At 40.2% G+C, this 12,520-nt stretch carries 15 protein-coding genes; 1 reads left to right on the forward strand and 14 read right to left on the reverse strand.

Features of this window, described 5'->3' with window-relative positions:
* Positions 1-16 precede the first annotated feature (16 nt).
* The 8 genes from tsaD to FFM66_RS09555 all read right to left on the reverse strand — a co-directional run bounded on the left by tsaD (position 17) and on the right by FFM66_RS09555 (position 7,559).
* Positions 17-1,024 carry a tRNA (adenosine(37)-N6)-threonylcarbamoyltransferase complex transferase subunit TsaD gene (tsaD, locus tag FFM66_RS09520; RefSeq protein ID WP_137605760.1) on the reverse strand — a complete coding sequence of 336 codons (1,008 nt, stop codon included), beginning with the start codon at positions 1,022-1,024 and terminating at the stop codon, positions 17-19.
* Positions 1,021-1,491, reverse strand: coding sequence for a ribosomal protein S18-alanine N-acetyltransferase (rimI, locus tag FFM66_RS09525; RefSeq protein WP_048603095.1), 471 nt, complete (start codon positions 1,489-1,491; stop codon positions 1,021-1,023). Before rimI (FFM66_RS09525) ends, tsaD begins: the two co-directional genes overlap by 4 nt.
* The gene (gene rimI / locus FFM66_RS09530) at positions 1,484-2,026 is read right to left on the reverse strand and encodes a ribosomal protein S18-alanine N-acetyltransferase (RefSeq protein WP_137605761.1); all 543 of its coding nucleotides are present in this window, start codon (positions 2,024-2,026) and stop codon (positions 1,484-1,486) included. Before rimI (FFM66_RS09530) ends, rimI (FFM66_RS09525) begins: the two co-directional genes overlap by 8 nt.
* Positions 2,010-2,723: a tRNA (adenosine(37)-N6)-threonylcarbamoyltransferase complex dimerization subunit type 1 TsaB gene (tsaB, locus tag FFM66_RS09535; protein WP_137605762.1), complete on the reverse strand. Its 714-nt coding sequence runs from the start codon at positions 2,721-2,723 to the stop codon at positions 2,010-2,012. The genes rimI (FFM66_RS09530) and tsaB overlap by 17 nt, the downstream gene beginning before the upstream one ends.
* 114 nt (positions 2,724-2,837) lie before the next feature.
* Complete coding sequence (locus FFM66_RS09540) at positions 2,838-3,824, reverse strand: LacI family DNA-binding transcriptional regulator (RefSeq protein WP_137605763.1); 987 nt, start codon at positions 3,822-3,824, stop codon at positions 2,838-2,840.
* A gap of 12 nt (positions 3,825-3,836) precedes the next feature.
* Positions 3,837-5,315, reverse strand: coding sequence for a UDP-glucose--hexose-1-phosphate uridylyltransferase (galT, locus tag FFM66_RS09545; protein ID WP_137605764.1), 1,479 nt, complete (start codon positions 5,313-5,315; stop codon positions 3,837-3,839).
* Positions 5,316-5,330: 15 nt separating this feature from the next.
* Positions 5,331-6,320 carry a UDP-glucose 4-epimerase GalE gene (gene galE / locus FFM66_RS09550; protein WP_048603100.1) on the reverse strand — a complete coding sequence of 330 codons (990 nt, stop codon included), beginning with the start codon at positions 6,318-6,320 and terminating at the stop codon, positions 5,331-5,333.
* Positions 6,321-6,398: 78 nt separating this feature from the next.
* Entirely contained in the window at positions 6,399-7,559 is a 1,161-nt protein-coding gene (locus FFM66_RS09555; RefSeq protein ID WP_137605765.1) for a galactokinase, read from the reverse strand.
* Between the two features lie 143 nt (positions 7,560-7,702).
* Between FFM66_RS09555 and FFM66_RS09560 the strand changes: the two genes are divergently transcribed.
* Positions 7,703-7,870 carry a DUF3042 family protein gene (locus FFM66_RS09560; protein WP_069959616.1) on the forward strand — a complete coding sequence of 56 codons (168 nt, stop codon included), beginning with the start codon at positions 7,703-7,705 and terminating at the stop codon, positions 7,868-7,870.
* A gap of 22 nt (positions 7,871-7,892) precedes the next feature.
* Here FFM66_RS09560 and FFM66_RS09565 read toward each other — a convergent pair whose 3' ends face one another.
* From FFM66_RS09565 to FFM66_RS09590, 6 genes are all read right to left on the reverse strand, one after another.
* A complete protein-coding gene (locus FFM66_RS09565) occupies positions 7,893-9,692 on the reverse strand; it encodes an FAD/NAD(P)-binding protein (protein ID WP_137605766.1) in 1,800 nt (599 codons plus the stop codon).
* Positions 9,689-10,042: a DUF488 domain-containing protein gene (locus tag FFM66_RS09570; RefSeq protein ID WP_137605767.1), complete on the reverse strand. Its 354-nt coding sequence runs from the start codon at positions 10,040-10,042 to the stop codon at positions 9,689-9,691. Before FFM66_RS09570 ends, FFM66_RS09565 begins: the two co-directional genes overlap by 4 nt.
* 99 nt (positions 10,043-10,141) lie before the next feature.
* Positions 10,142-10,540 (reverse strand): rhodanese-like domain-containing protein, encoded by a 399-nt coding sequence (locus FFM66_RS09575; RefSeq protein ID WP_048603104.1) that lies wholly within the window; start codon positions 10,538-10,540, stop codon positions 10,142-10,144.
* A 15-nt stretch (positions 10,541-10,555) separates the two neighbouring features.
* Positions 10,556-11,521 carry an ROK family glucokinase gene (locus FFM66_RS09580; protein ID WP_048603105.1) on the reverse strand — a complete coding sequence of 322 codons (966 nt, stop codon included), beginning with the start codon at positions 11,519-11,521 and terminating at the stop codon, positions 10,556-10,558.
* A gap of 6 nt (positions 11,522-11,527) precedes the next feature.
* Positions 11,528-11,734 (reverse strand): YqgQ family protein, encoded by a 207-nt coding sequence (locus FFM66_RS09585; protein ID WP_048603106.1) that lies wholly within the window; start codon positions 11,732-11,734, stop codon positions 11,528-11,530.
* Positions 11,735-11,924: 190 nt separating this feature from the next.
* Complete coding sequence (locus FFM66_RS09590) at positions 11,925-12,290, reverse strand: nuclear transport factor 2 family protein (protein WP_137605768.1); 366 nt, start codon at positions 12,288-12,290, stop codon at positions 11,925-11,927.
* Between the last annotated feature and the right edge of the window lie 230 nt (positions 12,291-12,520).

A 12,520-nucleotide genomic window follows, 5' to 3' on the forward strand; every position in this document is an offset into this window, starting at 1 on the left:
ATTTTTTTGTATTTTATTAAAAGGATAAACTTGGGACAGCATTTAACTGCCAATCAGCAAAATGTCGTTTTTTTAATTCAATATGAGCTGCTGCACCGATCATTGCGGCATTGTCGCCACATAATTTCAACGGCGGAATAATCAATTCGACATTAGGCAGTGTTGATGCCACCTGCTGCTGCAAACTTTCTCGCAACCCTTGATTCGCTGCTACTCCACCAGCGACAACTACTTGTTTGACCGGATATTTTTGGCAGGCTTTAATCGTCTTTGTCGTTAAGACATCAACCACACTTGCCTGAAAACTTGCAGCTAAATCATTGGGCACCAGTTTTTCTCCCCGTTGTTCTGCATTATGAACCAGATTGATAAAGGCACTTTTTAAACCACTGAAACTAAAATCAAAATTGTCTTCATGAATCATTGCCCTTGGAAAATGATAGGTATCTTGTCCCTCATGAGCCATGCGGTCAATTTCTTTGCCGCTGGGATAAGGCAACCCCAAGACCCGACCAACCTTATCATATGCTTCACCAGCCGCGTCATCCCGCGTTTCTCCAATAATTTCATAAGAACCATCTTCTGCCATATAAACAAGCTCCGTATGCCCGCCACTGACCAACAGCGCCATTAATGGAAATTCCAACGGTTTGACAAAACGGGCCGCATAAATATGACCTGCCATATGACTAACAGGAATCAACGGCAGACTATTTGCCCAGGCAAAAGCTTTTGCTGCAGAAATACCAATCAGCAACGCACCGACTAAACCCGGTCCATAGGTTACTGCCACTGCCGTCAAATCTTCAGGAGTTACTTTGGCTTCTTGCAACGCATCATCGATACATCTGGTAATTTGTTCAACATGGTGTCGGCTGGCAACTTCCGGCACAACACCACCAAAACGTTGGTGACTTTTAATCTGAGAAGCCACGATATTGCTACAAATTATCGCCCCATCTTTTACGACCGCCACACTTGTTTCATCGCAACTGCTCTCAATTGCTAAAATCAATTCATTCATTCATTTTCCCTTACTTTCTTACGCATCACTAACGCATCTTCCACAGGTGCCGAATAATACTCTTTTCGCCGACTGATAATTTCAAACCCACAAGTCAGATACAAATTTTGTGCTGCATGGTTAGAGACTCGCACTTCTAAAAAAATAGTTGCTGGAGTCATTCCCAGCTGTTGAATCAAATGCTGCAATAATTTTTTACCGTGTCCCTTTCCTTGCTCCCTCACCGAAACTACAAGATTTGAAATCTCCACTTCTGATAACAAGTGTTGATACCCAAGAAATCCAATCAGTCTTTCTTCTTGTTTCAGAAGTAAGTAATTGTTATACGGTGTCTTCATATCTTCAAGAAACTGTTCTTGTGTCCAAGGGGAATGATAGGTGTAGGCTTCATTTGCCAAATGATAAACAGATGCTGCCCATTTTTCACTTTCTTCTTTTTGTGCTTTTATAATTTGCAACTTATTCATTTATGTATTTCACCATATCTAATGCATCCTCATTTGTTTCATCATAATAGCCATTTTTAATCGTTCGTGACACAAAGCCAAATTTTCGGTACAAACGTTGGGCATCGCGATTCCCAAGACGGACCTCTAAAGATAAAATCTCACACCGCTGTTTCCGCGCATAGCTCTCGATTTCCTCCAGTAAAAAAGTACCCAGTCCTCTTCCTTGATAAGTAGGCAAAATAGCAATATTGGTAATATGTCCATCGTTTCCAGTGACTCGGCAGCCAATAAATCCGACTAATTCGCCGCCATACTCAAGACAAAGATACAGATGAGGCACAGACGATAACAACTCAGAAAGAAAAGCGGCTCGTGTCCACGGTACCTCCCCTGCATAAACGTGCCGTTCTACCTGCAAAAGAGCTTTAATATCTTCCCGCTTCATTGCTCGAACCAGATAGTCTGTTCCCTGAATTGATTTCACCCGCGTCGGATAGTTTGTCCTTTTTTTGAAGGTCCATTGTTGGATAAACAGACTAAATTTTTTCAACATACGCTTCATCTCCGGGTTCGTGAGACGCCAGCCATTTTTCTTCTGCCTCCACACGTTTTAAATAATTCGGTAAAAAAGTATCTACAGCTGTCACCGGTTTTTTTGCCCCCAATTCAGCAAGGACAACACCTGATGGATAGTTCCATTCAGGAATTTGATTGATTGTAGCATCAGGTAAATTCTGCTGAATCTGTTCCGTAAATTTTGACACATCTGCTCCGACAAAAAAAACTTTTTGCTCACGAACTTTTTCACTCAGTTCTTCAAAGGAGATATGCTGATCCGGCCACACATTTATCAATTGCTCTTTTTGCCATTGGTAGGCACCTGCGTAGACATTTCCCCGCCGTGCATCAAAAATTGGTAAAATCCACCCATCGATATTGCGACAATTTGCAGCAATCACGGCTAAACTTGATACGCCCACAAGCTCCGCAGACAACGTATCTGCCAAGGTTTTCCCGGTCGTAACACCTATCCTCAAACCGGTGTAGGAACCCGGACCTTGTGCAACCACGATTCGCGTAATCTCTTTTGGTTTCCAATGCACCATTTCCACAAGTCCAGCAATTGCCGGCATCAAGGTAACACTATGATTTTTATTTACAGTTGTCTGCAACTGCCCAACAACCTGATCTTCTTCCATCAATCCGATTGCTAAGGATTGATTCGATGTATCAATGGCTAAAATTTTCATTTTTGCACCCTTCCTTTAAACACCATCATATTTTACCACAAATCAAAAAGAGGTACAGCCCATTGTTTTTCAAAACAAAAAAACGGCTAAAACGAGCCGTTTTTTGCTATCATTTTACTTTTTTGTCGATTCCCGTAAAACTAATTTCGTTCCCAATGTAATTTTTCTAGGAACGGGAGCTTTTTCTTTACTAATATCTTGCAACGTAGTTAGAGCCAGTTCTCCCATCCATTCAGTCGGAACATTAATGGTAGAAAGTGCTGGAAACACATACTTGGCAACACTGACATCATTAAAGCCAATCAGTGAGATATCCTTTGGTAAGGACAGTCCTTTTTCTTGAATCGCCCGCATCGCACCGATTGCTAAGGCATCACTGGAAGCAAAAAAAGCGGTTGGATACTCTTTATTCGCCGCAAGAAAAGTTTTCATCACTTGATAACCACCTTCCACGGAAAATTCCGCAGAAAGATGACTGTCCGCATCGTATATTTTTAATTGCGTCATCCGCTGCCGAAAAGCCGTTAAGCGGGGATCTTCAATTTCATTGTGGTTTCCCTTGGTATATTCCAAACCAGAAAGAATTCCGATTTTCTCATGTCCCTCTGCAATAAAATGATCGATTACCAAATCTACTGCTTGTTGAAAATCAACCGTCAATGAATCATAGCCTTCACTCATCGCATCATAGTCCACAAAAAGAATCGGCTGATTCAGTTGAGAAAACCGTTTGACTTGTTTTCCATCAAATTTCCCCAGAGCAATCGTTCCATCCGTCTGTGTTTCGGAAAGCTGATCAAACGGTTCCTTAATCAAGCGGATATTCAATTCTTCTGCTTTATTCTCAATCCCCAAACGAATTGCGAGATAATACAAATCCGCCAATTCTTCTTCTGCCTCGTACCATTGGACTAAACGAAAAACCTGCGCTTCTTTTTTCTGTTTGATTTTGTATTTCGTATAATTCAATGCTTCTGCCGCTTCAAAAATCTTTTGTTTTGTTTCTTGACCGACTGAAAGCTCACGATCATAATTCAATACGCGAGAAACGGTTGCCGGTGAGACACCCGCTTTTTCTGCGATATCTTTAATGGTAGCCATTCCTTACTCCCTTCACAAAACTTCTATAAACCGAGCAAAGGCAGCCTGTCCTTGTTCATCTCGTTTGAAAACACCGGCATCTTCCAACACCCGTGCAAAAATCAGTCCTACTTCTTTGCGCAGGATAGCTTCCGTTGTTTCTTTCGTAAACGTATAGTTGGTTTTCAATTCATTCGCCCATTTCAAATGATAAGGTGCGATTTGATTGACTTCACCTAAAAGATATTTTTCGACTTCCACCAATTCAGTAGCTAAACGTGGGGGCAAAACAGCCAGTCCCATGACTTCGATCAATCCGATATTTTCTTTTTTAATGTGTTGAACATCTTGATGAGGATGGAAAATACCGTCCGGGTGTTCTTCGGAGACATTATTGTCTCGCAAAACCAAATCTAATTCGAACAAATTATCTTTACGACGAGCAATTGGTGTGACCGTGTGATGTGGCGTACCATCTTCCGAGTAAGCCGAAATTTCCACCAAGTAATCGGAGTAATCACGCCATTTTTCAAAAATAAATTCTGCTGCCTCCACCAATTCTTCTTGCTTTGCAGATTGCAAGCGAATAACGGAAAGAGGCCATTTGACAATTCCTGCTTGAACATTTGGAAAGTCAGATAACGTCACATTTTTCTCGATTGGGGCATTTGCCATTGCAAAAGTGTGTCTGCCACCTTGATAATGGTCATGAGATAAAATCGATCCACCAACGATTGGCAAATCCGCATTTGACCCTACAAAATAATGCGGTAAAACTTCCGTAATCCGCAACAAACGTTCGAAGGTCTCCTTGCCGATTTTCATTGGTCGATGTTCTTCAGCTAAAATAATACAATGTTCATTGTAATACGCATAAGGCGAATATTGAAAACCCCAACTCTCCCCATCCAGATTCATCCGAATGATTCGATGATTGGTCCGAGCAGGATAATTGACCCGACCTTGATAGCCTTCATTTTCCATACAAAGCATACATTTAGGATAATTGACCGCTGTCACATTTCGAGCAGCAGCAATTTGTTTAGGATCTTTCTCTGGTTTCGAAAGATTAATGGTGATTTCCAATTCTCCGTATTCTGTCTCCACTGGAAAAACGATATTTTTTGCAATAGCACGAGTTTTGATGTAATCGTTTGTTTTACATAACTCGAAAAAGTAATCGGTAGCTTCTTGCGGACTTTTTGCATATTGTTGGGCAAAAAGTGCATTGACAACTGATGGTGGCGGTGTCAAAAAATCCATCAGTTGACTTTCCAAGATTTCTTTTTGCGGTGTGTCTGTGATTACACCATTTTTTTGGGCTTGCATAATTAATTGATCCAGCAATTCCACTGATGACTGTTGTGGTTTTTGGCTGATAGTTTCATCCAGCGAATCTTCTCCGATTAGCGCCAACAAGCGATTATGCAGGTAAAGACGATCAAGATCCATCCACCCACCTGCTTGGATGGCTAAAGTTGTAAAGTCAAAGATTGTTTGACTGATTGACATGAAATCTGTTCCCTCCTATTTTTCATACCCGTTTGGATGACTAACGTGCCAATCCCAAGCCGTTTGAATAATTGCTTTTACATCCGTATATTGCGGTTTCCAGCCTAATACTTCCTGTGCTTTATCACTTGCTGCAATCAAAGTACCTGGATCACCTGCACGACGTGGTGCTACGTTTGCCGGAATTTCTTTTCCTGTCACTTCTCGAGCAGCATCCAACATTTCTTTGACAGAATAGCCATGATTGCTTCCTAAATTAAAGGCATTGCTTTCATTGCCCGCTTTTAAATATTCCAATGCAAGGATATGAGCAGCAATCAAATCCTCTACCTGTACATAGTCCCGAACACAGGTCCCATCAGGTGTATCATAATCATCCCCAAAAATTGCCAACTGTTTCCGTTGCCCTAGTGCAACTTGCAAGATAATCGGTACCAAATGCGTTTCCGGATTGTGGTCTTCCCCGATGGAGGCGTCTGCTTTAGCGCCTGCTACATTAAAGTAACGCAAAGCAACATATTTCATTCCATACGCGTTGTCGCACCATTTCATCATTTTTTCCATCATTAATTTACTTTCGCCATAGGGATTTTTAGGCTTTTGTGGTGTTGTTTCGCGAATCGGTACTTCTTCTGGTTCTCCATAAGTAGCGGCTGTTGATGAGAAAACGATATGTTTCACATCATTTTCCTGCATCACTTCCAATAACACCTGCATCCCGTGGACATTGTTATTAAAATACATCAGCGGTTTTTCAACTGATTCTCCTACTAATGAGCTTGCAGCAAAGTGAATGACACCTTCGATGGCTTCTTTTTCAAATACTTGCTGCAAAAACGGTTTGTCCCGCACATCGCCTTCATAAAAACGTGCAGCAGGATGGATTGCCTGTTTATGTCCGGTTAATAAATTATCAACAACTACGACGTCGTATCCTTTTTCAATAAGCTGATCAACAGCATGAGAGCCGATGTAACCTGCCCCGCCTAATACTAAAACTGCCATTTTATCTTCTCCTTTGTCTGTTGGGTAACTAATTTTTCACTTTTTTCGACCTGCTCCACTAAAAACAGCCTCAGTAACCTAAGAAAGTTTTCTTGCCCCGTCATCAATGCTTGCTTTATAAATATCTGTGGCATAGCCGATTTTATTATTATACTCCTTCTTCACTGTGGCAACAAAATTTTCCCATTCAGAATCTTTGACCAGGGCAATCGCGCAACCGCCAAAACCAGCGCCGGTCATCCGCGCACCGAGAACCCCGGGCTGTGCTTGAGCAGCAGAAACAAGTGTATCCAATTCGATACCAGTTACTTCATAATCATTTTGTAAAGAGTCATGAGAAGCATTCAATAATTTACCAAAGGTTTCTAAATCTCCTTTGACTAAAGCAGCCTTCGCTTTTAATGTCCGTTGATTTTCTGTGACCGCATGCTTTGCTCGTTTGATCAACGTGTCATCTCCGATAAGCTCTGTATGAGCATAGAACGTTTCTTCATCCAATTCACCAAGTGACTTGATCGTGAGCTTGGTTTGCAACCGGCTTAATGCTTCTTCACATTCCGCTCGCCTTTCATTATATTTGGAATCTGCTAATTCTCGCCGTTTGTTAGTGTTCATGATTGCAACCACGTATTCTCCAAATTCTGCCGGTACTACCTCATATTCCAATGTATTCGTGTCTAATAATAATGCATGATCTTTTTGTCCCATGCCAATCGCAAATTGATCCATAATCCCAGAATTAACACCGATAAATTTATTTTCTACTCGTTTGCCGGTAATGACCAAGTCAAGGCGTTTCACCGTCAATTGGAATAAATCTTCTAAAATAACTCCCGTCAAAAGTTCGATAGAAGCAGAAGAGGAAAGACCTGCACCATTCGGAATCGTACCGTAAAAAACAATTTCCATCCCAGTGTCGATTGCATGTCCGTCTTCTTTTAGAAAATGCATCATTCCTTTTGGATAATTTGTCCAATCATGCTCTTTTTTATAGTGCAGATCATTGATTGAAAATTCGATGATTCCTTTTTCAGGAAAATTCTCCGAATATAAACGAACGAGATCGTCTTCCCGTTTTTTTGCTACACCAAATGTTCCAATTGTGATAGCTGCCGGAAAAACAAAACCACCATTATAATCCGTGTGCTCACCAATCAAATTAATTCTTCCTGGCGCAAAATATTCGCCTGTTGGTTCTGTTCCAAACTTTTCTTTGAAGATCTCTTGTAAATTTTTCATCGTACACCTCTCACTTTTTATTTAGTAAATTTATTATATAATATTTACTAAATATTTTCAACGTTTTTGTAAGTGTTTTAACTTTTCATTTTTCGCAGTTTCCGTCATAATGAAAGAAGAAGATAAGGAATGGAGTGAGTCCGATGAAAAAATTTGCTTCAGGTGTCTTAGTCGGCACATTAGCAACCGTAGCGGCAGCAGCAGGATTTGTCTTCGCTGTCAAAAAACAAGTGATCGATCCAATCGATGAAAAAGAAGCGATGATCGAAGAAAATCGTAAGAAAGCAATGCGTAAACGTGTTGCTCGCTAAAAAGAACCGCTGATTTCACTAATCAGCGGTTCTTTTTCATTAGTAATAGAGAAATCTTATCTGCCTGACGTAGATTCCATGCATTGGTTCCTGGACGAGAAACGCTTGCCGTCAACCAGTCTTCTCCCTCGACTGGAAGACCGAAACAATAAAGGTTTGGCTGGGGAATTCCCTTTGAAGTCAACACACGATTGGTTTTTCTTTCAACAGCCAATGCACCAGTCTTTAATTTGCCTGAATAAGTAAAAGATGTTGCCAATCCTTGTTGGCGGAGATTTTTCAGCAAAGGATTCCTTGTAGCAAAAAGCTGTGTATCTGGTAATCTTGCTTCAATCAATGTGTCAGATAAAATTTTTTGTCCATTTAAAGAAACAGAAAATTTTTCATCTAACAATTTAATAGGCGTTTTGGGCGGAAGAATCGTCAAAATACCCGACTCAATCAACGCAAGCAACTCTTCACTTCGTTCCAACGTTGGACCAATTGTTAAAAAAGCATCTAAAGGAACAAACCATTGCCACATACACTCTAATTCTTCCTTGCTGAACAAATTATGGAACAGCATAAACCGCACCGGGTCTCGCAAATCTTTCCAGACGTCAATTGCTGCAGCTACCGGCCCATCTATGGTTCCTTTTTTCGCCTCACTAATTTGCCACTGCAAATAAGCTATCAGTTCTTGTTGAAAGGATTCTGTGAAAAACCGCGCCGGATCAGCTATCTTCTCCCAATTCCAACGCTGTTTATCCAACGAAGGAAATGTTGAAAGGATTTCTCTACCCTTTTCAATAAACTGATTTGTAAATGTATCAACAGCAATCGGCAGTTTTTCTTCAAGAATTCGTTGTCGATAATAAACCAGCTCCACTTCCTTTTTCATGTTATCAAAAAAAGAAGGAACTTCTGCAGATTGTTTTCTTTTATTTAAGTACTCAGGAGTCAGAAAATGCGGTTTCGCTGCTTCTCCCCATCCTTTTTGATTTTTGCCTCGAGGAAAATAAGGGACCCCTCGTCTAGATACGGCATACATTTTCGGCTCTCTGCCTGAAGGGATGTACCGCAATTTTTCCTCTCCTTCAAATTTTCCACCTCGTTGCAAAGAAAACAAACTAAGATAATCAAAAAATGCCAATCCTAATCCCCGAAAAAAAATCGGCTGTGCTCCTGGAATCGAATCCACCACGACATCGGCTGCATTACTTGGCGGTTGGTAAATTAAGCCATTTTTTTTCGCATATTGAAAAAATTCCGTTTCTTCTTTAGTCCCTTCATTTTGCCAATACCCAGTAGCCAGTGCCAATTGATCTACAAACTGTGGTTGATGCTCCGTGGTTACTAAAAAGCCTTGTTTATGAGGAAGTGCCGCAAGAACTTTAGTCTTAAAAAAAGTCACTTGTTTTTTTGGGGAGAGTTGTTGCCGTAACTGTTGATAAAACCATCGTTGGTAGAATCCGTAAAGCGCCCTGCTCGTGACATCGTTTTCCTTCAGCCGCAATACTTCTTCCATAAAATACTGTTTTTCTTTGCCACCATTTCTTTTGATAAATTCATAACCAAGTTGCTTGCTCCATTGAAAAAGATCCAAGCCATTTCTTTTTTTTCCCATTATATCTACGCGATCATCCGTGAATAAAGTCACTTGCTGAGCAACGGTATTCATCTTTAAATTTTTGGATTGCTCTTCTCGCCAAACGCTGCCGCCAATCCCCACATGATCAAAAAGAAAAATTTCTATTGGTTCATCTGCCGCAGAATGATTTACCACTAAGCGCTCACACAAAGACAAGCCTCGAGGTCCTGCACCTACAATCCCAATTTTCATAGGCTTTCCAAATATTCTTTTAGTACGACTGCCTGGTTCTCGGTTTGATTTTTGGCACCGTATAAAAGAGTGACCGTTGGATATTTTTGGATGTCATCTTGCAAAATAGTCACTGCTTCTTTAGCAGGGGATGTTTTTAATTCTGCAAGATATTTTTCTCGAAACATTGGATACTTCCCCGATTCATGATTAAACCATTTTCGTAACGCTGTCGTTGGCGCAATCTCTTTTAACCACTCATCCAATTGAGCCTCTGTTTTTTTTATTCCTCGAGGCCAAATGCGATCAACCAGTACCCTAAATCCGTCAGTTGGTTCTGCTTCTTCATAAATTCTCTTTAATTTGATCATTTCGATCCCCTCCACTTAAAGTGTAGCATTTTCAAAAAGAACCACAAAATCATTGCGCTTTTTCAAAAAAAAATCACCCTTTTCAGAGTGATTTCTTGTTTAAATATTCTTAGATTTTGTTTTGCCCGTCCAGCTTTGATAGCCGCCCTTTAGCAAATACATATCTTTGTAGCCTTGTTTTCTTAATTTATTCGCCGCACGAATACTCATCGATTTTTTTTGATCGTAAATATAAACGGGTTGATCTTTACGGATACTATTGTAAGAATTCGACAAAACGGAATAAGGGATATTTCGTGCCCCTAAAATATGTCCTGCATCAAACTCGTCCTTTTCCCGAACATCAATCACTTGAGCTTTTCGCATGCCTTCTTTAAATTCTTCTTCCGTTAAAACTTTTGCGGAACGTTTTGCCATGATACGTAGATACAATTCATTGGCTCCGATCGCTAGTAAAATCGCTAATAAAATAATATTGATCCAAGCTAAAGGACTCATTCACTTCTACCCTCTCTATTCTACAAATTGCAATGCCAATGAACCTGCTCCGATAACGCCGGCTTCATTGCCTAATTCTGCTAGTTTGATCTGAGTGCTGTTGCGCACTTGTGGAAATGTAAATTCTTTAAAATAGTTTTCTACTCGGCTTCGTAAAAATTCTCCTGCTGCAGATACGCCGCCACCTAAAACAACACTTGAAGGATTCAGCGTATTTCCAAGGTTTCCGCAAGCTAATCCTAGATAGAAACAAACTTTGTCTACAACCATCAAAGCAAAAGGATCATCCTTTTCTGCTGATTCAAAAACATCTTTTGAACTGATATCCTGACCATCATCCAACCGTTTTTTCAGTTCAGAATCTCCAGCATATTCTTCAGCAAGATGTCGTGCTACTCGAACGACTCCCGTAGCACTAGAAACAGTTTCTAAACAACCACGCTTGCCACAGGTACATTCAAATCCATGAGGATCTACGGTAATGTGACCGACTTCTCCGGCACAACCAGCAACACCGTGCAATAATTTTCCTTCAGCGATGATTCCGCCACCAACTCCGGTTCCTAAGGTGATGAAAACAACATCTGGATTATTTTCGCCAGCACCTTTCCAACGTTCACCAAGAGCCGCTACATTGGCATCATTGTCTAAAGTAAATCGAATTCCGGTTCCTTCTTCGATTTGTTGACGAACAGGCTGGATAGTTGTCCAGTTTAAGTTGTAGGCACCCACAACAGTTCCTTTTTCCCGGTCAACACTTCCTGGAGTCCCCATACCGATTCCTAAGAAATCATCCGCTTTCATATCGTAAAGATTTAAATGGTGATTGATTGATTCAATAATATCTGGAACAATATGTGATCCATCATCTAAGATATTGGTTTCAATACTCCATTTTTGTTGAATGTCTCCATCGACTGTCATGATGGCAAATTTAACGGTGGTACCTCCTAAATCGATACCAATAATTTTTTTATCCATGCTAAACTATCCTTTCTCGCGACTTTCCTCAATGCGATGCTCCCGCTTTAAAACACGCCAAGCGGTCATATAAGTTTCATGATCAATCACGCGACCATCATAAAGATTACGCAACTCGATCATCATCAATTCGATGTCATACAGTCGTTTGCCGACATAAATGTACATTCCGAATTGTTTGAATAATTGTTGAACATCGTACAGGGTTTCCATATAAAGCACTTCCTCGACTATTATACAAGTAAATCTCTTGTTGTACAAAAGAATTTCAAAAAAAAAGCAGAAAACAGTTCTCTACTATCTTACTATCTACAGTTCTAAATATCAAAGTACCAAATTTCTATGATTTATTTCGACCAAAAATTACTTTGGATTTTCACTGGAAAAAATAGATAGTTTTCATTCACCCAAACGGACAATATGTCTCATGTTTTGCCTGATATTCTGTCAACTTCTTGATTTTTTCTTTCTTAAATTCAATTATTGATACCCCATCAAAGGCGTATTCCTGCTCTTCCCGCGCACGAAAGTACCACTCAACAACAAAAATATCAGACTGGACCGCAAAAATTCGATCAATCCGCCATTCCAAAACATCTTGCTTTGCTTTCATCGATTCTATCCACTGAGATAGTTGTGACAGTCCACAATAAATCGGCCCATAGCATTCTCGGTAATAGATGTCCTCAATAAAATATTCCTCAATTTTAGAAAAATCTTTTGTTACCCATGACTCAAACCATTCTTTAATAATTGTTTTTTGATCCATTTTCCCCTCCTAAGCTTTCTTTTTCCAATGATTTCTGTTACGTAGTTTCCACGATTACTTACTACTTTGGTAGAGTGAGTATTCCTCATTTTTATCTTCTCTTCATTATAGGATGAGCGCTTGCAAAGAGCAAAACTTATTCAATTCATCCTCTCCTGAATAATTCATAGCTTTTTTGAAATGCTATTTAAACATTGTCCTAACGCTGTTTATTGTTTTATTACCCAACA

Source organism: Enterococcus songbeiensis, assembly GCF_005405265.1.
Taxonomy (GTDB): Bacteria; Bacillota; Bacilli; order Lactobacillales; family Enterococcaceae; genus Enterococcus_C; species Enterococcus_C songbeiensis.